This is a genomic window from Sporacetigenium sp. TC11 (genome assembly GCF_058146105.1).
Genome location: NZ_JBYVNY010000001.1, coordinates 347,944 through 373,567, shown reverse-complemented (window position 1 = coordinate 373,567; position 25,624 = coordinate 347,944). Strand labels below are relative to the sequence as shown.

Here is a 25,624-nt window from a genome sequence, read left to right as displayed (position 1 = left end):
TGAAGAATATGTATAAATCTATAGATAATAATGATATAAAATTTTTAATAGATGTTTGTGGTAATGACAATATATTTGTTGGTGAAGATATAAATGAAGATTTTTCCCATGATGAGTTGGGTGGAATTGAAAAGTATCCAGAAGTATTGGTAAATGCACACAATACTGAAGAAGTATCTAAAATAATGAAATATGCTTATGAAAATAATATACCTGTAACTCCAAGAGGCCAAGGGACAGGACTTGTTGGAGCTGCTGTTGCTATAAATGGTGGTATAATGCTTAATTTAAGCCAGATGAACAAGATATTAGAACTAGATGAGGAAAATTTAACACTAACATTAGAACCTGGAGTATTGTTAATGGAAATAGGTAAATATGTTCAAGATAGAGATTTATTTTATCCACCAGATCCAGGTGAAAAGAGTGCTACAATAGGTGGAAATATAAATACTAATGCAGGTGGGATGAGAGCAGTTAAATATGGGGTTACAAGGGATTATGTAAGAGGTCTTGAAGTAGTACTTCCAAATGGTGAAGTTATAGAAGTTGGAGGAAAGGTAGTAAAAAATAGTTCAGGATACAGTATAAAGGACTTAATAGTAGGTTCTGAAGGAACACTGGGTATAATAACTAAGGCTACATTAAAACTTCTTCCATTGCCTAAAAAAGCAATAAGTTTACTTATACCATTCCCTGAACTAGGTATTGCAATAGAAACTGTTCCAAAAATAATAAAATCAAAGTCTATACCAACTGCTATAGAATTTATGGAAAGAGATGTAATTCTTGCATCTGAAGAGTTTTTAGGTAAAAAATTCCCAGATAATACTTCTGATGCATATCTTTTACTTACTTTTGATGGTAATACAAAAGAAGATATAGAAAAAGAATATGAAAAAGTAGCTCATATATGTTTAGAAAATGGAGCATACGATGTATTCATATCTGATACTCAAGAAAGAAATGATTCCATATGGTCAGCAAGAGGGGCTTTCCTAGAAGCTATAAAAGCTAGCACAACTGAAATGGATGAATGTGACGTTGTTGTTCCAAGAAATAGAGTTGCTGAGTTTGTAAGATATACAAATGAACTACAAGAAAAATTAAATGTAAGAATAAAGAGTTTTGGTCATGCTGGTGATGGAAACTTACACATATATGTATTAAAAGATGATATGGATGAACATGCTTGGCATAAAAAATTAAATGAGACATTTGATTATATGTATTCTAGAGCAAAAGAACTTGGAGGTCAAGTATCAGGAGAACATGGAATAGGATATGCAAAAAGAGGATATTTACATGAGTCTAAAGATGAAGAATATATGAATTTATTAAAAAATATTAAATTAGCTTTTGACTCAAAAAATATATTAAACCCAGGAAAGGTATTTTAATAACCCCCTTATATAATAAAGCTCTACGATTAGATGCGTAGAGCTTTGTTAATTTAATCTTGTATGTATGTAGGAGATGTGTAATAATCCATAGGGCCTTTTAAAAGATTTTTATTGTTTTTATAATATATTAAATTGTATAAGTTGGTAGCTTTTATATCATAACTTAAAATTAATTTCATTATTTCATCTTTAGGATATACCTTTGCCAATTTATTTATTATATCTATATCAGAGTTAGTTTTTATTTTTTTTAATATTTCTCTTCCTTTAGTATTAAAGGCCAGTACTCTTATATAAGGAACTTTATTTATAGACTTTACACTGGACATTTCATCTTTTTTTATTCCAAGCATTATATTATTTAATGTCCTTTTTATTTTTGTTAAAGTATATCTTTTTGATTTTATATTCATTTGAAGATCATATAAAGATGTAGATCTAAATAAACTTTCTAATATTTTATTTTCAATTCCTTCGTTTACTTCAAAATAACTGTTTAATATATTTTCATCTCTAAATATAATACCAGACAATATATTGTAAAAGTCTTCGTCATATACAGGATAAAAACCTTGGTTTATCTTATCATTGATAGCTTTATATGTATGATATGGAATAACATTTTCTATATTATATATATTTGAATTAACTTTAAGGCTTTCTCTTATAGCAGTTGCTGAACATATATCGCTGTTTATTTCTTTAGAATTATAATCAGCTTTAACTCGTGTTATGGTATATGGCTTTATATTGCTATTTAATGTTAATATGCTTTTAATATATTCAATACCTAATATATTATTAGGTGAGTTAAGTATATTGAGTATTTCATCTTCAGATATTTTTAGAACATTATATTTATTGATGTATTGAAATAAGGCCTTAGACCTAGCTTTAGGAAATAACATACCTTCATTTAAGTAATTTTTAAAATTTGTTTTAAATTCAAGTGGTTCATTTACTAATAGTTCTCCTATTTTATGTAAAATATCTATATTTCCAACTTCACTACCAAAACAAATACAGTCTATTGAATTTGTTGAATTTAGTGTAGATATTGCACCAAAACTAAATATTTCTGCACTTTGAGATGAAAATAGGGTAGGAAGTTCTATAACTAAATCTACGCCACTATTTATAGCCATTTGTGCTCTAGTGTATTTATCGAATAATGAAGGCTCACCCCTTTGTAAAAAATGACCGCTCATTATAGCTACAGTATGTGTAGCATTAGTTATTTCCTTTGATTTATTTAAGTGATACAAATGCCCATTGTGAAATGGATTGTATTCAACTATTAATCCTAATATTTTCATAATATCCTCCACTGTAGTTTTATATATAAAATTATACAGTAAAATAGAAAATTTATACAAATTTTGCTATAATTTAGAAAGGAATATTGGTAATACCTATAGAATTATAAAAAGTGAGTATTTTTTTATTATAAAAGTTTATGTATGTGTATATAATAATATAGTGTTTTTGAATTATAATTAATTTTAAAATATAAGATTTCTCAAGTATATACTTTTTGAGAAAAAAATGTTATATTATTTAATGGTAAAATTGTGTAATGTATACACAGTGCATAAAATGATTTTTATTAATTTACATATAGGAGGTATACTCAAGATGAGAGTATTAGTAATGAACTGTGGAAGTTCGTCATTAAAGTATCAATTAATAGACATGTCAAATGAATCTGTATTAGCTATAGGTTTAGTAGAAAGAATTGGTATAGAAGGTTCTATATTAAAGCACGAAAAAGAAGGAAGAGATGATAAGTATGTTGTAGAACAACCTATGAAAGATCATCAAGATGCTATAAAATTAGTATTAGATGCTATAGTTCATCCAGAATTCGGTGCAATAAAAGATATGAGCGAAATAGATGCAGTAGGACACAGAGTTGTTCATGCTGGTGAAAAATTTGCAAGTTCAGTGATTATAACTGAAGATGTTATGAATGCATTAAATGAATGTATAGAATTAGCACCTCTTCACAACCCAGCTAACATAATGGGTATAGAAGCTTGTAAGGCTATATTACCAAATGTACCAATGGTAGGAGTATTTGATACTGCATTCCATCAAACAATGCCTAAATCTTCATATTTATATGGAATACCATATGAAATGTATGAAAAACATGGAGTAAGAAGATACGGGTTCCACGGAACTTCTCACTTCTATGTATCTAGAAAAGCAGCTGAAATGTTAGGTAAAAATATAGAGGATCTAAAAATAGTAACTTGCCACTTAGGAAATGGTGCTTCTATAACAGCTGTAGATGGTGGAAAATGTGTAGATACTTCTATGGGGTTCACTCCACTTGAAGGTTTAATAATGGGTACAAGATGTGGTGATATGGACCCAGCTATAGTTCCATTCTTAATGGAAAAAGAAAACTTAGATATAAATGGAATAAATAATTTAATGAACAAGCAATCTGGTGTATATGGTATGACTGGAATATCAAGTGACTTTAGAGATATAGAAGGTGCTGCAGAAAAAGGTGATGAAAAAGCTCAAATAGCTCTAGATTCATACGTAAAAAGAGTTAAAAAATATATAGGTTCTTATGCAGCTGAAATGAACGGATTAGATGCTGTAGTTTTCACTGCAGGTGTTGGTGAAAATGGTATAGACATAAGAGCAAGTATATGTGAAGATATGTGCTTCTTAGGAATGAAGTTAGATAAAGAAGCTAATAAGGTAAGAGGAAAAGAAAGAGTAATATCTACAGAAGATTCAAAGACTAAGATATTATTAATACCAACTAATGAAGAATTAACAATAGCTAGAGATACAGTTACATTAGTAGGAAAATAATAATTGGGTAAAATAACAAGGTAGGTTAAAACCTACCTTGAATTTTGTCCATTATTAAGCCAAGTTTATTCTATCAAGTAAAAATACTTGACAAAGTAAAATATGATTTGTATAATAAACTAGGCAATGTATTGAGGTGATAGACATGAAAATAAATTTAGAGAAGTTATTAAACAGAGAAACAGATAATTTAGACTTGAATTTTTGCGAAAAAATTGATAGTATTAATTATTGTGATAATAGTTATAAGTTGACTACTCCTATGTGTATAGAAGGTAAAATAAGAAATACTAGTGATGGTATATTCTTAGACTGTGAAGTACAATATTCAATAGCAGATAATTGTGGAAGATGCTTAGATGAAGTAGAAGTAGACTTACAATATCCTGTACAAGGATTCATAGTAAAAGAAGAATTAGACGAAGACAAGATAGAAGAATATGATGTATATGTATATACTGAAGAAACAATAAATCTTCTACCTATGATAGAAGATTCTTTATCATTTAATATGCCACAAAGAATATTATGTGATGAGGAATGTGAAGGGCTTTGTCAAAACTGTGGAGCAAACCTAAATAAAAGGGAATGTTCTTGTGATACAGACGCCAATGACGAGGAGTCAATAGATCCCCGTTTAGCTAAATTACAAAACTTTTTTAAAAAAGACTAAGGAGGTGGCATAAATGGCAGTACCAAAGCGTAAAACATCTAAATCAAAAACAAAAATGAGAAGAGCAGCTAACTCAAAAATGGTAGCAACTGGATTTGTAAGTTGCCCACAATGTCATGAGCCAAAATTACCACATAGAGTATGTCCAGATTGTGGATATTATAAAGGTAAAGAAGTTGTATCTAAATAGTTTCCAAAAAGGCATGTAGAGCAATCTACATGTTTTTTTATTTATAGAAAGTAATTAACAAATCCAGTATTTTAGGTATAAGTAGTTTCTTGCGTGTATACAAATAAAATGAATTAGCATATTGATAAATCTTAGTACATATTATATACTAGTATTAGTAGTTGGTACTAATTCCGACTATAAGAACGGAGGTATTATGAAAAAGGTATCAAAAGCGGAGAGACAATCTCGACTTATAGAAATGCTAAATGATGATCCATTTTACACAGATGAAGAGTTGTCGTCTATTTTTGAAGTCAGCATACAGACTATAAGATTAGATAGACTAAAACTAGGAATCCCTGAGTTAAGAGAAAGAATAAAAGAAATGGCAGAAAGCCAAACATCGAAGATAAAAACTCTAGGGGTAAAAGAAATAACTGGTGAAATAATAGATTTATCAGTAGGCAAAATAGGTATATCCATGCTTGAAACTACTAATGATATGACATATTCTAAGACAAATATAGTTAAAGATACATACATATTTGGGTTAACCGAATCTTTAGCAATGGCTGTTATAGATGCTCCTAAAGTAATTATGAGATTTGCTAATGTAAAAAACCTAAAACCTGTACAGGAAAACGACAGGTTAATAGCGAAAGCAGAAATATATAAAGTAAAAGATAAAAAACATTACGTAAAAGCTATAGTAAGCAGTAAAACTCATAATCAGATTTTTAGAGGTAAGTTTATATTTGAAGAGATAGACTAGGAGGAAGACATATGAAAATAGTAGTTGATGGTATGGGTGGAGACAACGCACCTTTTTCAACAGTCCAAGGTATTGTAAATGCTATTAATGAATATAAAGTAGACATAATAGTAACTGGGGATAAAGATATATTAGAAAAAGAATTTAATAAATATGACTTTGATAAAAGCAAATTAGAGATAGTAAATACTACTCAGATTATAGAAAATGAAGATAAACCAGTAAAAGCTATAAGATCAAAAAAAGACTCATCCATGGTAGTTGCACTTAATATGGTAAAAGATAAAAAAGCTGATGCAGTACTATCTGCTGGGAATTCAGGTGCATTACTTGCTGGAGGGTTATTCATATTAGGAAGAATAGAAGGTATAGACAGACCTGCATTATGTCCTGCAATTCCAAATATTAAAGGATCTATGACTCTTATAGTTGATGCAGGAGCAAATACAGAATGTAAACCTAGAAATTTAGTTGAATTCGGTGTTATGGGTTCTATATATTCTAACAAGGTTTTAGACATGAAAAATCCTAAGGTAGCCCTTGCTAATGTAGGCATAGAAGAAGGTAAGGGAAATGATTTAGTTAAAAAGTCTTATGAAGAACTAAAGAAGGTAGATTTAAACTTTATAGGGAATGTTGAAGCTAGGGATGTTATAAATGGATATACAGACGTTATAGTTTGTGACGGATTTACAGGTAATATATTACTAAAGTCTGTAGAGGGAGTAGCTATTTCTGTTCTTGGGTTACTTAAGGAAACTTTCTTGAGTAATATGAAAACTAAGATAGGAGCTATGTTACTTAAAGATGATTTAAAAAAGATGAAAAATAAATTAGATTATACAGAATACGGAGGGGCTCCTCTTCTTGGAGTTAATGGTGGAGTTATAAAAGCCCATGGTAGTTCTGATGGTAATGCTATAAAAAATGCTATAAATCAAGCTATAAAATTTGTAGACGGAAATGTAGTAAAAGACATAAAAGATAAAATAAAAGAAATTAATGTAAGCGAATAAAATAAAAATCTGATTATAACAAAATAAAAATTAGATTATTTGGAGGTCGATTGGGCTCATGAAAAGTGTAGGGATATTAGGAACTGGTAGCTTTGTTCCAGATAAAAAACTAACTAATTTTGACTTAGAAAAGATTATGGATACATCAGATGAATGGATAAAGACAAGAACTGGAGTAAGTGAAAGAAGAATTACTGACGAAGCTACAGCTACTTCAGATCTAGCAACACAAGCAGCTTTAAATGCTATAAAAAGTGCAAATTTAACCCCTGAAGATATAGACTTAATAATAGTTGCGACTGTAACTCCTGACATGTCATTTCCATCTACAGCTTGCATAGTTCAAGCTAATATAGGTGCTAAAAATGCAGCTGCATTTGATTTAGAAGCGGCATGTACTGGTTTTATATACGGACTTACTATAGGAAGATCGTTAATACAAAGTAATATGTATAAACATATATTAGTAATAGGAGCTGAAACTCTAAGTAAGGTAATAGATTATACTGATAGAGGAACAGCTATATTATTTGGAGATGGAGCTGGTGCTGCAGTTTTGGGAGAAGTTGAAGATGGCGGTATATTATCGACTTACTTAGGTGCAGATGGAGTTAGTGGAGGTTACTTAACTTTACCTGCAGGTGGATCTAGAAAGCCAGCTAGTATTGAAACTGTAAATGATAGACTTCATTATGTGAAAATGGCAGGAAGTGACGTATTTAAGTTTGCTGTTAGGGTAATGGGGGACTCATCTACGAAAGCAGTAGATATAGCAGGACTTAAATTAGAAGATGTAGATTATCTTATACCTCATCAAGCCAATATAAGAATAATAGAAGCTTCTGCTAAGAGGCTAAAATTACCAATGGATAAAGTTTATGTGAATATAGATAAGTACGGAAATATGTCTGCGGCATCTATACCAGTTGCTCTTGATGAAGCTTATAGAAGTAATAAAATTAAAAAAGGTGATAACATAGTTATAGTAGGATTTGGTGGAGGATTAACTTGGGGTTCTTCGCTTATCAAATGGAGCATATAGGAGGGCAATTTGATGAATAGATTATGCCAGTTAATAGGTATAAAATACCCTATAATACAAGGGGGAATGGCATGGGTTGCTACAGCTGAATTAGCTGCTGCAGTATCTAATGCTGGAGGACTTGGACTAATAGCCGCTGGGAGCGCGCCAAAAGATGTTATAAAAGAACAGATCAAAAAATGTAGAGAATTAACAGATAAACCATTTGGTTTAAATATAATGCTAATGTCTCCACATGCTGATGACATAATGGATTTAGTAGCGGAAGAGAGAATTCCTGTTATAACTACAGGTGCAGGTAATCCTGGAAAGTATATGCAAAAACTAAAGTCAGTTAAGACAAAAATTATTCCTGTAGTACCGACTATAGCATTAGCGCAAAGAATGGAAAGTTTAGGAGCAGATGCTGTAATAGTAGAAGGAACAGAAGCTGGTGGCCACATAGGTGAATTAACAACTATGGTATTAACTCCACAAGTGGCAGATGCTGTATCTATACCTGTTATAGCGGCAGGAGGTATAGCAGATGGAAGAGGTATGGCTGCTGTATTTGCATTAGGAGCTGAAGGTGTTCAAATAGGCACTAGATTTATATGTAGTGATGAATGTATAGTACATAATAACTACAAACAAATGGTTTTAAAAGCTAGGGATAGAGATGCTATAGTAACAGGTAGAATTACAGGCCATCCTGTAAGAACATTAAAAAATAGATTGGCAAAAGACTTATTAAGTATGGAAAAAAACTGTATAGATCCATCAGAAATAGATAAAAAAGGTGTAGGTTCTTTAAGAATAGCAGTTTTAGAAGGAGACCTTGAACAAGGATCTTTTATGGCAGGTCAAACTGCTTCTATGGTTAAAGAAATCAAATCTTGTAGCGAAATAATAGAAGAGATAGTTTTAAAAGCTAAAGAAGTTATGCCTAATATAAATATAGGTTAGTAGGAGGGGTAAATATGGGAAAAGTAGCATTGGTGTTTCCCGGGCAAGGCTCACAATATGTAGGAATGGGTAAGGAATTATATGAAAATAATGAAGTAGCTAAAAAGGTTATGGATAAAGCTAATGATGCTCTACATATTGATTTACTAAATATAATGTTCAATGGCCCAGATAGTGAGTTAACAAAAACTGAAAATACTCAACCATCTATAGTTACTTTAAGTATAGCTTTACTTGAAGCACTAAAATCAGAAATTGATTTTGAATATCATGGATGTGCTGGATTGTCATTAGGAGAATATGCAGCACTAGTTGCAGCAGATTCGATGGAATTTGAAGATGCTGTAAAATTAGTTAAAAAAAGAGGGAAATACATGCAAGAAGCTGTACCAGTAGGAACTGGTGGTATGGCTGCTGTACTTGGTTTTGATAGAGAGTCTTTAAATGAAGTAGTTAAAGAAGCATCTACTCAAAGTGAAGTAGTGGAAGTTGCAAATTTTAACTCTCCTGGTCAAATAGTTATATCCGGTGAATTAAATGCAGTAAAAAGAGCCGTAGATCTTTGTAAGGAAAAAGGAGCAAAAAAGTCCATTATGTTAAATGTAAGTGCCCCTTTCCACTCATCTATGTTAAAACCTGCTGGAATTAAATTAGGAAATGAACTTGAAGGTGTAAGATTTAGTTCGTTAAAGGTTCCTGTAATTGCAAATGCAAATGCAAATTATTATGAAGAAAATTTAAAAGATTTATTAATAAAACAAGTAAGTTCTTCGGTATTATGGGAAGATTCTATAGAAAAACTTATGGAAGATGGATACGATACCTTTGTTGAAATAGGTCCAGGAAAAACATTAAAAGGTTTTATAAAGAAAATAGCATCTACTAAAAAGGTTGATGTTAAGATATACAATATAGAAGATAGTGAATCACTTAATGAGTTTGTAAAATTAGTGAAAGAGGGTGAAATATAGCATGGATTTTTCAAATAAAGTTGCTATAGTTACTGGAGGTTCTAGAGGAATAGGAAAGGCTATAGCTAAAAAACTTGCAAGTTTTAAAGCTAACATAGTTATAAACTATACTTCAAGTGAAACTGAAGCTTTAAAAGTAAAAGAAGAAATAGAATCTTTAGGTGTAGAATGTATGACTGTAAAATGTGACGTATCTAAATCAGAAGATGTAAATAGCATGGTAAGTGAAGTTATGGATAGATTTGGTAAAGTAGACATACTTATAAATAATGCAGGTATAACTAAAGATGCATTAATTATGAAAATGAAAGAAGAAGATTTCGATAAGGTTATAGATGTAAATTTAAAAGGTGTATTTAATTGTACAAAAGCTGTTACTAAACCTATGATGAAACAAAGAAATGGTAAAATAGTAAATATGGCTTCTGTAGTAGGTGTTATGGGTAATCCTGGTCAAGCAAATTATTGTGCATCTAAAGCAGGTGTTATTGGATTTACGAAAGCTACAGCTAAGGAATTAGCTTCAAGAAATATCAATATAAATGCGGTAGCTCCAGGTTTTATAGAAACAGCTATGACAGATGTTTTAAAAGATGACGTAAAGGAAAGTATGTTATCAGCAATACCTATGAAAAAGTTTGGAACTCCTGAAGATATTGCAAATTTAGTAATATTCTTATGTAGCGACATGAGTACTTATATTACAGGTCAAGTTGTACATGTTGATGGTGGAATGGTTATGTAATTTTATGTAATTATGAATTACTATAAAATATTTAATAAATAATTTAAATTTATATGGAGGTTATTAATATGATATTCGAAAAAGTTAAAGCAATAGTGGTAGATCAATTAGGTGTAGGAGAAGAGACTACTGTAGCTATGGAAACGTCTTTAATGAAAGATTTAGAAGCAGATTCGCTAGATGCAGTTGAAATAATGATGGCTTTAGAAGATGAATTTGGAATAGAAATACCTGATACAGAAGCCGAAAAGTTTGCTAACATAGGTGACATAGTAAAATATATAGAAGCTAACAAATAAGTTAGTTTGTGGAGGTAAAACTCATGAAAAATAGAGTAGTAATAACAGGGCTAGGATGCGTAACTCCTATAGGAATAGGAAAAGAAGAGTTTTGGAATTCTTTGAAAAATGGAGTTGTTGGAATAGATACAATAACAAAATTTGATGCATCTGAATACCCAACTCAAATAGCTGCTGAAGTTAAAAACTTCAACCCAGAAGAATATATGAATAAAAAAGATGCAAAGAGAATGGACGAATTTACTCAATATGCTGTTGCATCTTCTAAAATGGCAATGGATGATTCTGGTTTAGATGTAGATAAAATAAACAAACATAGATTTGGAGTTATAATAGGTTCTGGTATAGGTGGAGTAGGTACATTAGAAGCACAACATAAAATATTATTGGAAAAAGGACCTAAAAGAATTAGTCCGTTCTTTATTCCTATGATGATAGGTAATATGGCGTCAGGGCAAGTTTCTATAATGTTTAATGCTCAAGGACCAAATACTACTGTTGTAACAGCTTGTGCGTCAGGTACTCACTCTATAGGAGATGCTTTTAAATTAATACAAAGAGGCGATGCTGATGTAATGATAACTGGAGGTAGTGAGCACGGTATAACTCCATTATCAATGGCTGGATTCTGCAATATGAAGGCTATGTCAACTAGAAATGACGATCCTAAAACTGCATCTCGTCCATTTGACAAGGACAGAGATGGATTTGTAATGGGAGAAGGAGCAGGTATAGTAATACTTGAAGAATTAGAACATGCATTAAATAGAGGTGCACATATATATGCTGAAGTTGTAGGTTATGGATTAACTGCTGATGCATATCATATGACTACTCCTGCTGAAGGCGGAGAAGGAGCAGCTAGATCTATGGCAATGGCTCTAAAAGATGGAAATGTACCTTTAAATGAAGTAGATTATATAAATGCACATGGTACTTCTACTCCATATAATGATAGATTAGAAACACAAGCTATAAAAAGCGTATTTGGAGACGATGCATACAACCTATGTGTATCTTCAACTAAGTCTATGACAGGTCACTTACTTGGGGCAGCTGGAGCTGTAGAAGCTATAGCTTGTGCTATGGCAATTGAAGAAGAGTTTATACCACCAACTGTAAATGTTCAAGAACAAGATCCTGATCTTGATTTAGATTATGTATTACACAAAGGAAAAGAAAGAGAAGTAAGATATGCACTTTCAAACTCATTAGGGTTTGGAGGACATAATGCTACATTAGCATTTAAAAAATTTGAGAAATAATAAAAGGGCTATGATAAATAGCCCTTTTTTAATTTTTTGAGCAAAGGGAATTTTTTATTGCACATATTTAATTCTTATTTTCATATTATTTTTTAATTCCTTAGGACAAGTATCGAAGCTTAAAAAATAGTATCCGTTATAGTTTTTAGAATACTCTATTTTGCCAGGCTCCCATTCATCAATATCTTCATTATACAATTCAACTAATTGTCCACTAAATATATTCTTATTTTCTTTTTTCAATTTAAAATTATTTCTTGATTTGTTATAAACTAAAATATCTTCCTTGGATGGAGAAGAATATGACTTTAAATCATACAATATTGAATCTATATCCGATAAAAACTTTTCTAGCCTATCGTGCATAGCAGACTCTTCATAATAACTTTCAGTATTATCATCTGTTAACTCTGGATAATCATCTATAATACCGTTTAAAAAGGTCTTAATATTATACAACTCGTGTTGAACTACTTTGTTTATAATTACAGCTCTGTTGTTCATAATTTCTTCTCCTTTCTATTTTAAACATATATCATACATATAGTATTCGATTTTTATTACATATATATAAGTGAAAAAATTTAGAAGTTTGTACAATAAAATATGCATATTTTTTTATTAAATATAATATTATTATACAAATAGGAAGGAGGACAAGATAATGAATAAACTTCCAGAAGAAATTATAAACTCGCTATCACCAAATTTAAGAGAAAAAATATTAAGTATTGACTTGTCTATGTTAAACATAGAAGAAATAAGACTCAGAGCAAATAAGCCACTTATGATTTGTGCAAATAATAAGGATTATTTTTATGATACAAGAAATAGAAAGTTAGATATAAATGCAAATAATTTATACATAGTAAGTAAGGAAGATATAGAACAAACATTTCAACTCATATGTAAATACTCTATACATTCTTTTATTGATGATATAAAAAAAGGATTTATAACATTAAGAGGTGGTCATAGAGTCGGGCTAGTGGGAAAAGCAATAATAGAAGATGGAGAAATAAAAAATATAAAGCATATATCTTCTCTTAATATAAGAATTTCCAGACAGGTATTAGGATGTTCTAATAAGGTTCTAAGACATATATTTAAAGGTTCAAGTCAAATTTACAATACATTAATAATATCGCCGCCTCAATGTGGTAAGACAACTTTGCTTAGGGATATAGTAAAAAATATAAGTGATGGAAATGAAAGGTTAGGTTTTAAGGGGTTAAAGGTTGCAGTAATAGATGAAAGAAATGAAATATCAGGTTCTTATTTAGGGGTAGCACAAATGGATATAGGAATAAGGACAGATATAATAGAAACCTGTCCAAAGGACATAGGAATAATTATGTTACTTAGATCAATGTCACCCAATGTCATAGTAACAGACGAAATAGGAAGCAGTAAAGAAATAAAAGCACTATATACAGCTCTTCATGGAGGAGTCAATTTGATAACAACTGTACATGGCGATGGCATAGAGGATATTCAAAGCAGAAAAGAACTAAATCAACTTCTAGATAAAGAACTATTTAAAAAAGTAATTATATTGTCATCTAAAAATGGTCCAGGTACAGTAGAAAAGATATACGATCTAGAAGAAAAGAGGTGGTACCTTGGAGATTAAAATAATATTAATATTTATGTTAGTAGGGTGTAGTTTTTTATTAGGAGAATATATATACAATACATATAATAAAAGACATAAAGAACTCTGTGATCTCATAAGAATATTAGAGATACTACATATGGAGTTATCATTTGGACTATATACATTAGAAGAAGTTTTTCGTAAGTTAGGAGACAAAAAAGAATATTCATTTAGTGAGTTTTTTAGCAAGATGAGTGAAGATTTATCAAAAAATCAAAGTAGTACATTGGAAGAAATATTGAGAGAAAATATAAAAATACTTCAAAATGAAACTTATCTAGCAAAACGAGAGGAGGATGAACTAAAAAGTCTTATATTAAGTCTTGGTAAAAGTGATATATATTCACAAGAAAGAATAATAAATTTGACGGTTGAAAATCTCAAAAAACTTACAGATAAAACCCAAGATGACATAAATACTAAGGGGTTGGTTTATAGAAAGGTTACAACTATAGTTGGTTTAGTAGTAGGAATTATATTAGTGTAAGGGGGATAAATATGAATATAGCTTTAATATTAAAAATAGCGGGGATAGGATTATTAATATCTATATTAAATATGTTACTTGAGAAAACAGATAGAAAAGATTGGACTACAATGACTACTTTAGCGGGGATAATAGTAGTTTTAGGTATGGTATTAAATGAGATGAATGACTTATTTAATACAGTGAGAACTATGTTTCAACTTTACTAAAGAGGAGGAATTATATTGGAAGTTATGAAGTTAGTAGCGCTGGCTATAATGTCCACTGTTCTTTGCCTTCTACTAAAAAAAGAAAGACCAGAAATGGCAATGTTTATAGCTTTAGCAACAGGAGTTATTATTTTCTTAGGAGCTACTTATAAATTAAACTACATAATAGAAAGCATTCAAGAATTAGCCAATAAAGCTAATATACCAACTATGTACATATCACTTATTATTAAGCTAATAGGCATAGCTTATTTGATGGAATTTGCTATACAAATATGTAAAGACTGTGGCGAAGGAAATATTGCTTCTAAACTTGAATTTGGGGGGAAAATAATAGTTATGGCAATGTCTTTTCCAATATTATTTTCCATTGTAGAAGTAATTATAAATATAATCCCATAGGGGTGGGGGATACTTATGAAAAGAATATTAGTTAGTACTATACTTATGTTAACTGTGATTTTAGGGTTAAGCAGTATATCTTTTGCAAATGAAAATGATAATACAGGTATAAATGTAGATAGATATATAGAAGAACAGTTAGGCAAAATGAAAGTAGATGACATACAAAAATATATAGACGAAGAAGATATGATTAAAAAGGTAGATCTTAAAACATATATGAAAGAAGTAATGACAGGAAAAAAAAATGTACTGGATCTATTTGATAAAGAAGGAATAAAAATGTTTTTATTCAAAGAGTTAAAGTCTAGTTTGAAGATATTTGCTATTATATTAGTTTTAGCATTATTATCATCTATATTAAAGAGCCTAGACAATTCTTTCTCATCTGGAGCAATAACACAAATAACCACCTACGTAGTATTCATTAGCATGGTGTCTCTAACCTTAGTAGGATTTAAAGATGTTTTGAGTATATGTTATACCACAATTGATACAATGATAAATTTAATGCAAGTAGTTATGCCTATTTTAATAGCATTCTTAGTTGTTATGGGTTTTCCTATAACGTCAACTGCATTAAATCCAATATTTTTAGGGGGAATAACCTTTATAAATATAATATTTAAAAATTTCTTATTTGCATCAATAGCTGTGGCATTTTCAGTTTTAGTTATAAATAATTTATCTAAAAATATAAAACTTAAAAAATTATCTTCTTTTATTAAACAAATAAACATAGTTACAATAGGTGCAATGTTTACTATATACTTAGCTCTTGTATCTATTCAAGGACTTTATGTAACTACATTTGATAAGTTTGCTGTAAAAACTGCAAAGTTTGCAGTTGGAAATTTTATACCTATAGTAGGTGGATTTGTATCAGATTCAGTTGAATTATTATTATCATCTTCACAACTTATAAAAAGTGTATTTGGAGTGGTAGGGCTAATAGTTTTAATAGGTATATGTGCTATACCAATTATAAAAATAATATCAATAATTTTAGTATATAAAATGTCTGCAATAGCAATAGAGCCAATAGGAGAAGACGGTATTTGTAATTTTTTAAATGAAATAGGTAATCTAATGACTATAATGTTGGCTTCTATGATAGCTATAACAATAATGTTTTTTGTAACTATAGCTATACTCACATCAATAGGTACAGTATCAGGTATATAAGGAGGGGGGAAGTTATGTTAGTTGCTATAAAAGAATGGTTAGTAAGCGTATTAATAGCGGCATTTATTATAAATATAGTAGATTTAATTCTCCCTTCAGGAAAAATAAAGCCCTATATAAATTTAGTTATGAACTTTATATTCGTATTCATAATAGTTACTCCAATAATAAATATGTTTCAAGGAGAGCTTACACTAGAAGATAGGATACTTAAATCATACAATGAATCAAATCAAAACTATGAGCAAAGTATGAATGACCTATCAAGTAAAACTGGAGCACAAAGCCTAGCATCAAATTATGAGGATTATGTGAAGGAATCTATAAACATGAAACTAGCAGAAAACGGATATGAACTTGAAGATATTGAGTTTAACGGATCTACCATAGAAAATATAAAAATTAAAGAAAAAAATAAAAATAATAGTGATAATTTGGACAAAGAGGTCATAGAATTTAATAAAGATGATTCAAAGCAAGTTTTTAAAGACAAGCAGTCAATAAACACAAAGGATCTAAAAGAAGACTTAAACAATGTATTAGACATATCGATTAAAAAAATAGAAATAAATTAAATAGGGGTTGAGGGTATGTTTAAAAATTTAAATGAAAAAGACAAAAAGAAGATTTACAGCTTACTGTCTATAATAACAGGGTGTGTAGTGTTAATTATAGCATTGTCAAGTATGCCTGGTTCAAGCAAATCTAGCTCCAAAGATGATAAAAAAGAAGTTGCAAGTCAAGAAAGTAAAGATATGTTAAGTGAAGAACAAAGGCTAGAAGCTAGATTAGAAAGTACATTAACTAATATTTCAGGAGTTGGGAAAGTAGATGTTTTGATAACGTTTGAAACTAGTGAACAAATAGAACCAGCATTTAACTCAAATTCAACAACTGAAAAAACCGAAGAAAAAGATTCTCAAGGGGGGGAGAGAGCAGTAACTACAGAAAGTGTAAACAAAACTATGGTAACATCAAACAGTGAAAATCCAATAGTTATAAAAACAACAGATCCTAAAATAAAAGGTGTTTTAGTAGTAGCTGAAGGGGCTAGTGACCCTACAATTAAAGAAAGTTTATATAAGGCAGTTCAAACTTCGCTTCAAATTTCAGGGCACCAAGTTGAAGTATACTCAAAATAAATTAATTTTAAAAATATGAATATTTTAAAAAGCTAGTACGTATAAATGTAACATACATAAAAGTTCAAGGGAAAAATATAAATTATAAATTTGGGGGGTATTAAAATATGAAATTTAATGGAAAGTTCTTAAAAAGCAGAGGATTTATAGTAATGTCTTTAACTTTGATGTTAGTGTTAGTTGGAACAATAAACTACAACTTAAGTAAACAATCTTTACTTGAAACATCTCAAGAGTTACAACAATATGAAGAAGCTTTAAACATAGGTGATGATGAAAAAGCAACTGAAAAAGAAGAAGCAAAGAAAGAAGATACTAAAGTTGTAGATAGCAAAGTAACTAAGGTTGATGAAAAAGTTAAAGAAACTAGTGCAGCAATAGAAAAACAGATAACTTCTAAGAAAAATTTAGCAAAAGCTTCTTATATAGTAGATATGAAAATGAATAGAGAAAAGCAAAGAGCTGAATTAGTTGGATCATTAAATGAAATAGTAAACAATCCTTCTACGAATGAGAATACTAGAGAACAAGCTTCAACTATGAAATTACAATTGGTAAAAGATCAAGAACTTGAATTAAAAATAGAAGATTTATTAAGTGCAAAAGGATTTAATGAGCCACTTGTATATATAAGCAATGGAACAGCTAATGTAGTTGTTAATGAAGAAAAACTAGAAAAAGCAGATGCTGCTAAAGTATTCGACTTAGTAGCTGCAGAAGCCAAAATGGAATACGACAATATAAAATTAATGAACAACAACGCTAAATAATAAAAATAAACCTCAAGTAAATAGCTTGAGGTTTTATTTTTCTTGCAAACTATAGTACTATTTGGTAAAATTGTTTTATTAAGAAATATATACAATTTCTTGTATGGGGGGATTTTATATGATGGAAAATCATAATTTTGGCGAAGTTAAGATATCAGCTGATGTTATAGCCACAATAGCAGGACTTGCTGCTGTAGAAATAGAGGGAGTTGTAACTACAACTTCATTAACAGATAAATTATTAAAAAATAATGGAGTAAAAGTTGTTTTAGAAGAAGATGAAGTAACTTTAGATATTATGATGATAGTAGATTATGGAGTATCTATACCAGATGTAGCTTTTAAAGTTCAAGAAAATATAAAAAACACTGTAGAGACAATGACTGGGTTGAAAGTTTCTCAAGTTAATATACACGTTCAAGGAATCAGCATCAAAAAAGAAAAAGCTGATAAAGTGAACAACCAATAAAGTTAATATAAACCCTCTGAAAAATCAGAGGGTTTTTTTATGCTAGATAGTAAATAATAAAGACTATAAAGGAGGATGCAGCGGATGGATAAGATAAAAAGAATGGTAAGTAGAGAATACATAATGAAACTATTTTACCAATTAGACATGACAAATGAAATAAAAGAAGGTGTATTAACAGAAGACTTATTAATTGAATTTATAGTAAATCATGAGGAAGAAATGATTGCTAGATACGATGAAATAAAACTACAAAATTCAGATGATCCAGAAATTGAAATATTAGGAGAAGAAACCACTTTTGAAAGTGTTACTGATAAAGAGTATATGAAAAACTTATTAAGTAAGTTTTTTGAAAATCAAGAAGTTGTAGATGGTCTAATAAATAAATATGCTAAAAACTGGACAGTAGATAGACTTGCAAAGGTGGACTTAAGTATAATTAGAGTATCTATAACAGAACTTTTATATGTTGAGGACATCCCTAAAAAGGTTTCTATAAACGAAGCGATAGAATTAGCTAAGAGATATTGTGATGAAAAATCTCCAAGTTTTATAAATGGTATATTAGGAAGTGTTGTAAGTGGATGCAAAGAACAAGAATAATATAATATTAGGAATAGATACTAGCTGCTATACTACATCTATAGCAGCTATATCTTTAGACAAAAGTATAATATTAAATGAAAAAATTTTACTTAAAGTCAAAAAAAATACAAAAGGAATAAGGCAAAGTGAAGGTGTGTTTCAGCATATAAATAATTTAGGGTATAATTTTGAAAAAATAAAAGATATACTTTCAAATTACAATATAGTTGCTGTATGTGTATCTACAAAGCCAAGACCTGTGAAAGATTCATATATGCCTGTATTTTTAGCTGGATATAACTATGCAAAAACTATAGCTTCAGTTTTGAATATACCTTTATATGAAACAACACATCAGGAAAATCATATAGAAGCTTCACTTTATAATTCTTATATATCTAAAAAAGAATTTATATCTGTTCATATGTCCGGTGGAACTACAGAAATTTTAAAAGTAAGTAAAAATGGCCATAAATACAATATAGATATAATAGGTGGAAGTAAAGATATAAGCTTCGGCCAGCTTATAGATAGAATAGGCGTTAGTTTAGGCTATGATTTTCCCTGTGGGAAGTATGTAGATGAAAAGGCGCTTAGTTGCATACAAATCATAGAAGAAGGTCTTAAAACATCTGTAAAGGATGGTTATATGAATATATCTGGACTTGAAAATCAGATATATAAAATAATGAATGACTTTGATGATTATTATATATGTAAATTAACATTAGACTCTATAGTTAGAATAATGTATAAATCGCTTATTTATTTGTGTGATAAGTACAATATGTGTGATGTTGTATTTGCAGGTGGTGTATCAGCTAGTAAATATATAAAAAACAATTTAACCTATAAACTAAAAAAACATAAGATAAATTGTTATTTTACAAAGCCTGATTATGCAACGGATAATGCCTTAGGTTGTTCACTAACAGGTCTACAAATGTATTTGGGAGATGAGTAACTATGAAGTTAAGAGCAATTAGCATAAGTGAAGCCAACTCATATATAAAACGAATATTGACAAATGATCCCATACTATATAATTTAAAAGTTAAGGGAGAAATATCAAATTTCAAGGTACATAGCAGTAAAAATGTTTATTTTTCACTTAAAGATGAACATTCTAAGATAAATTGTGTAATGTTTAAAAATAACTATAATCCAAGTATTAAATTGGAAGATGGAGTAAAAGTAATAGCTAACGGATATATTTCTGTTTATGAAAGAGATGGTTCTTATCAATTATATGTAAACTCTATAGAAGTAGACGGAATTGGTAATTTGTATATAGAGTTTAATAAACTAAAAGATAAATTAGAAAAAGAAGGATTGTTTGATAAGAAATATAAAAAACCTATACCATATATGCCACAAAGCATAGGGGTAATAACATCTCCAACTGGAGCTGTTATTAAAGATATTATAAATGTTATAACTAGAAGATATCCAAAAGTAAATATAAAACTGTATCCAGTAGTAGTCCAAGGTCCTAAATCAGCTTCAAGCATATGTGAAGGTATAAACTTCTTCAATACTAATAATAACGTAGATGTTATTATTTTGGGAAGAGGTGGGGGATCTATAGAAGAACTATGGTCTTTTAATGAGGAAATAGTTGCAAGAACTATATTTGAATCTAATATACCATTAATATCAGCAGTAGGCCATGAAACTGATTTTACTATAGCAGATTTTGTATCTGATATGAGGGCTCCAACGCCATCGGCAGGTGCTGAAATAGCTACTCCATCGCTTAAAGATATTTTGTATAAATTAGAAAATATAAAAACTCGTATAAATAAATCTACAAAGAATACTATAGATAAAGACAGATATAAGTTGGATAATATAAAAAATAATATAGTAACTAAATTTTCGAATTATGTTGTAAAAGATAAAATTATACAACTTGATAAGATATATGATAAAATAACTAGTAGTATGGATAGTAAACTAAAGATTAAAAGAGAAAAATTAAATAATATAGGAAGTTTGCTACATAACTTAAGCCCATTAGCTACTATGACTAGGGGATATTGTATAACCCAAAGAGACGGAATAGTTATAAAAAATGCAAATGATTTAAATAAAGATGATAGTGTAGATGTTGTCTTTAACGATGGCCAAATAATTTGTAATGTAGAAAAAATAATTACTAATGAGGGATAATGTTATGAATATTAAATACGAAGAAGCTTATACAAGATTAGAAGATATACTAAGTAAGCTAGAAGACGGAACTACTACTTTAGATGAGTCTTTAAAGTTGTACGAAGAGGGAATAAAACTGTATAGACATTGCAACAATCTTTTAGAAAGTGCACAGTTAAAGATAACTAAGTTTGATGAAAATGGTATAGAAGGAGAATTTAACATAGGGGAGGATTAAAAGTGGATTTTAAAGCAGAAATTAAAAATAGAGCATCATTATTTGAAAATATATTAAAAAAATATATGCCAAGAGAAGAAGGGTACCAAAAGACTGTATTTGAAGCTATGAATTACAGCTTAAGTGCAGGAGGAAAAAGATTAAGACCTTTAATTACATTAGAAGCATGTAAAATTGTAGGTGGAAATGAAGAAGATGCAATGCCTTTTGCTGTAGCTATTGAAATGATTCATACATATTCTTTGATACACGATGATTTGCCAGCCCTTGATAATGATGATTTAAGAAGAGGCAGACCTACTAATCATAAGGTTTATGGCGAATCTATGGCTATACTTGCAGGTGATGCTCTTTTAAATTATGCATTTGAAACTATGTTATCTAACTCTATAAATAAAAAAGACTCTAGTAAGTATTTAAAAGCTATAAATGAAATAGCTAAATCCTCTGGCACTTATGGAATGATAGGCGGTCAAGTAGTTGATATAGAAAGTGAAAATAAAATAATAGACAAAGATAAATTAGATTTTATACATATGAATAAAACTGCAGCTATAATAATTGGATGTATGAGAGCTGGAGCTATAATAGGTGGGGCAAAAGACGATGAACTGGAAAATATAACTAAATATGCTAGAAACATTGGATTAGGATTTCAAATAGTAGATGATATATTAGATATAATTGGAGATGAGTCAAAGTTAGGAAAAAATATCGGAAGTGATATAGAAAATAATAAATCTACTTATCCATCTTTATTTGGACTACAAAAATCAAAGGAACTAGCTAAGGAATTAATAGAAGAGGCAAAGAATTGTGTATCTATATTTGATGATAGAGATAAATTTCTTAAAGGCCTTGCAGATTATATAGTTGATAGAGATTATTAGGAGGAAATATGAGCTTTTTTGAGGGAGTTTTGAGTAATGAAGCTTTAGGTATAAGCCTATTTGCATGTTTTTTAGCCCAATTTTTTAAGATATTTAGTAGAAGTGATAAAAGGGTTGATTTTACAAGAATAGTAAGTTCGGGTGGAATGCCTAGTTCTCACAGTTCATTTGTAACAAGTTTGGCAACTGTAGTAGGAGTTAAAAATGGATTTGAATCTATAGAATTTGCTATGATTACAGTTTTTGCCTTGATAGTAATGTATGATGCTTCAGGAGTTAGAAGAGCAGTTGGAAAGCAAGCAGCCATACTAAACAATATTTTAGACGATTGGCATCATAAAAAACCAATAGAGCAAAAAAGACTAAAAGAATTAGTAGGTCATACTCCAAAGGAAGTATTAGTAGGTGCTTTACTTGGTATAGTCGTTGCTATTGTTTTAGTATAATATAAAAATTAAAGTTTTTGGGATATATGAATTTATGATATAATAACTATGTTTTATAATTTGTTATAAAATGAATATGTCTTAGTCAATACTAAGATATATTCATTTTTTTAATTACTGGAATATATATACTTATGAAAAAAGGTGATACATATATGTACAATTATTTAGATAATATAAATTCTCCAGAAGATATAAAAAAACTAAACTACAAACAATTAGATATTCTATCAAATGATATAAGAAAATTTTTAGTAAGAGCTGTGTCTAATACAGGAGGCCATTTGGCTTCGAATTTAGGGGTAGTAGAACTTACTTTGGCTCTACATTATGTATTTGATAGTCCTAAAGACAAAATTGTATGGGATGTTGGTCATCAATCTTATGTACATAAAATATTAACTGGTAGAAAGGATAAATTCCCTACATTAAGACAACATAATGGGCTAAGTGGATTTCCTAAAAAAAATGAAAGCGAGCATGATGTATTCGATACAGGTCACAGTAGTACATCTATATCAGTGGGAGTAGGCCTTGCATGCTCTAGAGATATAAAAAATGAAAATCATTCTGTTATCTCAGTAATAGGAGATGGGGCCCTTACTGGTGGTATGGCTATGGAAGCTCTAAACCATCTAGGAGATATAAAAACAGATATGATAGTTATATTAAACGATAACGAAATGTCAATTGATAAAAATGTAGGCGGTATGTCTAAGTATTTTTCAAAACTTAGAACAAACAATGCCATAAATAAAGTAAAAGATGAATTTGAAAAAATACTAAGTTATGCTCCAGGTGGGAACCTAATATCTAAAACGGCAAGTAAGGTTAAAGATGGAATACTATATTCATTTATAGCTGAAGACGGGGCATTTTTTGAAGAAATAGGTATAAAATACTTTGGGCCTATAAACGGACACGATATACAAGAGTTAACAGAAGCATTAAAAATGGTTAAGGATCAAAAAGGTCCTGTATTAGTTCATGTTATAACTAAAAAAGGTAAAGGGTATAAATTTGCAGAAGAACATCCTGATAAATATCATGGAGTAAGTCCATTTGATATGAGATGTGGAGTAACTTCAAGTGAAAAACAAAGTATATCATCATTAGTTGGAGAAAAACTTGTAAATATGGCAAATAAAGATCCTAGGGTAATAGCTATAACTGCTGCCATGCCTTCTGGTACAGGCCTAGATAAATTTAGAGATGTCCATCCAAGTAGGTATTTTGATGTAGGCATAGCAGAACAACATGCAATAACCTTTGCAAGTGGACTATCTGCAAATGGGATGAAACCTTATTTTGCTGTATATTCTTCATTCTTACAAAGAGGGTATGATCAAATAATACACGATTTATCTATAACAAAAAAGTCAGTAACATTACTTATAGATAGAGCTGGCCTTGTTGGAAATGATGGAGAAACGCACCATGGTATGTTTGATCTTAGTTTTTTAAGCAGTGTTCCAAATATTACAGTTATGGCACCAAAAGATAGTGAAGAACTTAAGAATATGCTAGATGCTACATTAGATATAGATGGGCCTATAGCTATAAGATATCCAAGAGGTAATAGTTATTTCTTAAATGAAGGAAATTATGAAAAAATACAGCTAGGAAAATGGGAAATTATAAATGAGGGTGTTGACATAGCTATAATTGCAATTGGAAACATGGTAAAGCATGCTATAGAAGCAAAGGATTTATTAAATAAAAAAGGTTTAAGTCCAGCAGTTATAAATGCTAGATTTTTAAAGCCTATTGATAAAGACATGTTGTATAAAGTATCAAAAAAATATAAGTATATAGTAACTATAGAGGATAATGTTATAAGTGGTGGATTTGGAAGCGTGGTAAATAACAATATAATGAACTTTAGAAATAATAATATTGTTACAAATATAGCTCTTCCTGAGAAATTTATACCACATGGAGATATAAATATTTTATATGAAGAATATGGACTATCTCCTAAAAAAATTGAAGAGAAAATATTAAGTATTAAAGAGTAGGAAGGTAGTTTTTTATGAAAAAAAGAATTGATTTATTGTTAGTTGAAAAAGGATATTTTGAGAGTAGAGAAAGAGCAAAAAAGGCTATAATGGCAGGCCTTGTATTTGTTGACAATCAAAGATGTGATAAAGCAGGAACTGATATAGATGAGAATTCAAAGATCGAAGTAAAGGGAAATCCAATACCTTATGTAAGTAGGGGAGGACTTAAGCTTGAAAAAGCTGTTAAAAAATTTGGAGTACAACTTAAAGATAAAGTTTGTATGGATATAGGGTCATCAACTGGAGGATTTACAGACTGTATGCTTCAAAATGGAGCTACAAAAGTTTATTCTATAGATGTTGGATATGGGCAACTTGCTTGGAAGTTAAGACAAGATGAAAGAGTTGTTTCTATGGAGCGAACTAATATAAGACATGTTACAGTTGAAGACTTAGGTGGGCAAGCTGATTTTGCATCTATAGATGTATCATTTATATCACTTAGACTTGTTCTACCTAAAGCTAAAGAGTTAGTTAAGGAAAATGGACATATAATTGCTCTTATAAAACCTCAATTTGAGGCAGGACGAGAAAAGGTAGGTAAAAAAGGGGTAGTTAGAGAAAAATCAACACATATAGAAGTTATAGAAACTATAACTAATTTTGTTTTGGATAATGGTTTTGATATACTAGCTCTAGACTATTCACCTATAAAAGGGCCTGAAGGAAATATAGAATATCTTATATACCTTAAAAATGGTAATGAAAATAAAGAATTCAATAGAGAATTGTTTCAAAATACTATTATTAATGTTGTAAATGATTCACATAATTTAATGTAGCAAAGAG

31 protein-coding genes are annotated in these 25,624 nt (G+C 29.8%); 29 read left to right on the top strand and 2 right to left on the bottom strand.

Annotated elements, in window-relative coordinates:
- Window positions 1-8: 8 nt before the first annotated feature.
- Window positions 9-1,400, top strand: a complete 1,392-nt coding sequence (locus ACUSRV_RS01820; RefSeq protein WP_490140200.1) for an FAD-binding oxidoreductase — start codon at window positions 9-11, stop codon at window positions 1,398-1,400.
- Between the two features lie 53 nt (window positions 1,401-1,453).
- Here the strand turns inward: ACUSRV_RS01820 and ACUSRV_RS01815 are convergent, their stop codons facing one another.
- Window positions 1,454-2,719, bottom strand: coding sequence for a nucleotidyltransferase (locus tag ACUSRV_RS01815; RefSeq protein ID WP_490140199.1), 1,266 nt, complete (start codon window positions 2,717-2,719; stop codon window positions 1,454-1,456).
- A gap of 319 nt (window positions 2,720-3,038) precedes the next feature.
- Here ACUSRV_RS01815 and ACUSRV_RS01810 point away from each other — a divergent pair, with 319 nt between their 5' ends.
- The 11 genes from ACUSRV_RS01810 to fabF all read left to right on the top strand — a co-directional run bounded on the left by ACUSRV_RS01810 (window position 3,039) and on the right by fabF (window position 12,138).
- Window positions 3,039-4,238, top strand: a complete 1,200-nt coding sequence (locus ACUSRV_RS01810; protein ID WP_490140198.1) for an acetate kinase — start codon at window positions 3,039-3,041, stop codon at window positions 4,236-4,238.
- Between the two features lie 145 nt (window positions 4,239-4,383).
- Window positions 4,384-4,911: a YceD family protein gene (locus tag ACUSRV_RS01805; protein WP_490140197.1), complete on the top strand. Its 528-nt coding sequence runs from the start codon at window positions 4,384-4,386 to the stop codon at window positions 4,909-4,911.
- Between the two features lie 13 nt (window positions 4,912-4,924).
- Entirely contained in the window at window positions 4,925-5,101 is a 177-nt protein-coding gene (gene rpmF, locus ACUSRV_RS01800) for a 50S ribosomal protein L32 (RefSeq protein WP_490140196.1), read from the top strand.
- 196 nt (window positions 5,102-5,297) lie between these two features.
- Window positions 5,298-5,855: a transcription factor FapR gene (fapR, locus tag ACUSRV_RS01795; RefSeq protein ID WP_490140195.1), complete on the top strand. Its 558-nt coding sequence runs from the start codon at window positions 5,298-5,300 to the stop codon at window positions 5,853-5,855.
- A gap of 11 nt (window positions 5,856-5,866) precedes the next feature.
- On the top strand, window positions 5,867-6,871 hold the full coding sequence (plsX, locus tag ACUSRV_RS01790) for a phosphate acyltransferase PlsX (protein WP_490140194.1): 1,005 nt from the start codon (window positions 5,867-5,869) through the stop codon (window positions 6,869-6,871).
- Window positions 6,872-6,929: 58 nt separating this feature from the next.
- The gene (locus ACUSRV_RS01785) at window positions 6,930-7,913 is read left to right on the top strand and encodes a beta-ketoacyl-ACP synthase III (RefSeq protein WP_490140193.1); all 984 of its coding nucleotides are present in this window, start codon (window positions 6,930-6,932) and stop codon (window positions 7,911-7,913) included.
- 12 nt (window positions 7,914-7,925) lie between these two features.
- Complete coding sequence (fabK, locus tag ACUSRV_RS01780) at window positions 7,926-8,858, top strand: enoyl-[acyl-carrier-protein] reductase FabK (protein ID WP_490140192.1); 933 nt, start codon at window positions 7,926-7,928, stop codon at window positions 8,856-8,858.
- 14 nt (window positions 8,859-8,872) lie between these two features.
- On the top strand, window positions 8,873-9,829 hold the full coding sequence (fabD, locus tag ACUSRV_RS01775; RefSeq protein WP_490140191.1) for an ACP S-malonyltransferase: 957 nt from the start codon (window positions 8,873-8,875) through the stop codon (window positions 9,827-9,829).
- A gap of 1 nt (window position 9,830) precedes the next feature.
- Entirely contained in the window at window positions 9,831-10,574 is a 744-nt protein-coding gene (gene fabG / locus ACUSRV_RS01770) for a 3-oxoacyl-[acyl-carrier-protein] reductase (RefSeq protein WP_490140190.1), read from the top strand.
- A 71-nt stretch (window positions 10,575-10,645) separates the two neighbouring features.
- The gene (gene acpP / locus ACUSRV_RS01765) at window positions 10,646-10,873 is read left to right on the top strand and encodes an acyl carrier protein (RefSeq protein WP_490140419.1); all 228 of its coding nucleotides are present in this window, start codon (window positions 10,646-10,648) and stop codon (window positions 10,871-10,873) included.
- Between the two features lie 23 nt (window positions 10,874-10,896).
- Window positions 10,897-12,138 (top strand): beta-ketoacyl-ACP synthase II, encoded by a 1,242-nt coding sequence (fabF, locus tag ACUSRV_RS01760; RefSeq protein ID WP_490140189.1) that lies wholly within the window; start codon window positions 10,897-10,899, stop codon window positions 12,136-12,138.
- Window positions 12,139-12,192: 54 nt separating this feature from the next.
- Here fabF and ACUSRV_RS01755 read toward each other — a convergent pair whose 3' ends face one another.
- Window positions 12,193-12,642: a DUF5348 domain-containing protein gene (locus ACUSRV_RS01755; protein WP_490140188.1), complete on the bottom strand. Its 450-nt coding sequence runs from the start codon at window positions 12,640-12,642 to the stop codon at window positions 12,193-12,195.
- A gap of 160 nt (window positions 12,643-12,802) precedes the next feature.
- Between ACUSRV_RS01755 and spoIIIAA the strand changes: the two genes are divergently transcribed.
- The 17 genes from spoIIIAA to ACUSRV_RS01670 all read left to right on the top strand — a co-directional run bounded on the left by spoIIIAA (window position 12,803) and on the right by ACUSRV_RS01670 (window position 25,617).
- Window positions 12,803-13,771, top strand: a complete 969-nt coding sequence (spoIIIAA, locus tag ACUSRV_RS01750) for a stage III sporulation protein AA (RefSeq protein ID WP_490140187.1) — start codon at window positions 12,803-12,805, stop codon at window positions 13,769-13,771.
- Window positions 13,761-14,282 (top strand): stage III sporulation protein AB, encoded by a 522-nt coding sequence (locus ACUSRV_RS01745; protein WP_490140186.1) that lies wholly within the window; start codon window positions 13,761-13,763, stop codon window positions 14,280-14,282. Before spoIIIAA ends, ACUSRV_RS01745 begins: the two co-directional genes overlap by 11 nt.
- An 11-nt stretch (window positions 14,283-14,293) precedes the next feature.
- Window positions 14,294-14,491 (top strand): stage III sporulation protein AC, encoded by a 198-nt coding sequence (spoIIIAC, locus tag ACUSRV_RS01740; protein WP_490140185.1) that lies wholly within the window; start codon window positions 14,294-14,296, stop codon window positions 14,489-14,491.
- A gap of 24 nt (window positions 14,492-14,515) precedes the next feature.
- Window positions 14,516-14,893 carry a stage III sporulation protein AD gene (gene spoIIIAD, locus ACUSRV_RS01735; protein WP_490140418.1) on the top strand — a complete coding sequence of 126 codons (378 nt, stop codon included), beginning with the start codon at window positions 14,516-14,518 and terminating at the stop codon, window positions 14,891-14,893.
- A 15-nt stretch (window positions 14,894-14,908) separates the two neighbouring features.
- Window positions 14,909-16,078 carry a stage III sporulation protein AE gene (gene spoIIIAE, locus ACUSRV_RS01730; protein ID WP_490140184.1) on the top strand — a complete coding sequence of 390 codons (1,170 nt, stop codon included), beginning with the start codon at window positions 14,909-14,911 and terminating at the stop codon, window positions 16,076-16,078.
- 14 nt (window positions 16,079-16,092) lie between these two features.
- Window positions 16,093-16,653, top strand: coding sequence for a stage III sporulation protein AF (locus tag ACUSRV_RS01725; RefSeq protein ID WP_490140183.1), 561 nt, complete (start codon window positions 16,093-16,095; stop codon window positions 16,651-16,653).
- Window positions 16,654-16,668: 15 nt separating this feature from the next.
- Window positions 16,669-17,220, top strand: coding sequence for a stage III sporulation protein AG (locus ACUSRV_RS01720; RefSeq protein ID WP_490140182.1), 552 nt, complete (start codon window positions 16,669-16,671; stop codon window positions 17,218-17,220).
- A 107-nt stretch (window positions 17,221-17,327) separates the two neighbouring features.
- Entirely contained in the window at window positions 17,328-17,990 is a 663-nt protein-coding gene (locus ACUSRV_RS01715; RefSeq protein WP_490140181.1) for a SpoIIIAH-like family protein, read from the top strand.
- Window positions 17,991-18,111: 121 nt separating this feature from the next.
- Window positions 18,112-18,459, top strand: coding sequence for an Asp23/Gls24 family envelope stress response protein (locus ACUSRV_RS01710; RefSeq protein ID WP_490140417.1), 348 nt, complete (start codon window positions 18,112-18,114; stop codon window positions 18,457-18,459).
- Between the two features lie 84 nt (window positions 18,460-18,543).
- On the top strand, window positions 18,544-19,065 hold the full coding sequence (nusB, locus tag ACUSRV_RS01705; protein ID WP_490140180.1) for a transcription antitermination factor NusB: 522 nt from the start codon (window positions 18,544-18,546) through the stop codon (window positions 19,063-19,065).
- Window positions 19,043-20,011 carry a tRNA (adenosine(37)-N6)-threonylcarbamoyltransferase complex transferase subunit TsaD gene (locus ACUSRV_RS01700; protein ID WP_490140179.1) on the top strand — a complete coding sequence of 323 codons (969 nt, stop codon included), beginning with the start codon at window positions 19,043-19,045 and terminating at the stop codon, window positions 20,009-20,011. The genes nusB and ACUSRV_RS01700 overlap by 23 nt, the downstream gene beginning before the upstream one ends.
- Window positions 20,012-20,013: 2 nt before the next feature.
- Window positions 20,014-21,219: an exodeoxyribonuclease VII large subunit gene (xseA, locus tag ACUSRV_RS01695; RefSeq protein ID WP_490140178.1), complete on the top strand. Its 1,206-nt coding sequence runs from the start codon at window positions 20,014-20,016 to the stop codon at window positions 21,217-21,219.
- A 4-nt stretch (window positions 21,220-21,223) separates the two neighbouring features.
- Window positions 21,224-21,439, top strand: a complete 216-nt coding sequence (gene xseB / locus ACUSRV_RS01690) for an exodeoxyribonuclease VII small subunit (RefSeq protein ID WP_490140177.1) — start codon at window positions 21,224-21,226, stop codon at window positions 21,437-21,439.
- A gap of 2 nt (window positions 21,440-21,441) precedes the next feature.
- Window positions 21,442-22,329: a polyprenyl synthetase family protein gene (locus tag ACUSRV_RS01685; RefSeq protein WP_490140176.1), complete on the top strand. Its 888-nt coding sequence runs from the start codon at window positions 21,442-21,444 to the stop codon at window positions 22,327-22,329.
- Between the two features lie 8 nt (window positions 22,330-22,337).
- Window positions 22,338-22,775 carry a divergent PAP2 family protein gene (locus tag ACUSRV_RS01680; protein ID WP_490140175.1) on the top strand — a complete coding sequence of 146 codons (438 nt, stop codon included), beginning with the start codon at window positions 22,338-22,340 and terminating at the stop codon, window positions 22,773-22,775.
- Window positions 22,776-22,930: 155 nt separating this feature from the next.
- A complete protein-coding gene (gene dxs, locus ACUSRV_RS01675; protein WP_490140174.1) occupies window positions 22,931-24,793 on the top strand; it encodes a 1-deoxy-D-xylulose-5-phosphate synthase in 1,863 nt (620 codons plus the stop codon).
- A 14-nt stretch (window positions 24,794-24,807) separates the two neighbouring features.
- Window positions 24,808-25,617: a TlyA family RNA methyltransferase gene (locus tag ACUSRV_RS01670; RefSeq protein WP_490140173.1), complete on the top strand. Its 810-nt coding sequence runs from the start codon at window positions 24,808-24,810 to the stop codon at window positions 25,615-25,617.
- The last annotated feature ends 7 nt before the right edge of the window (window positions 25,618-25,624 follow it).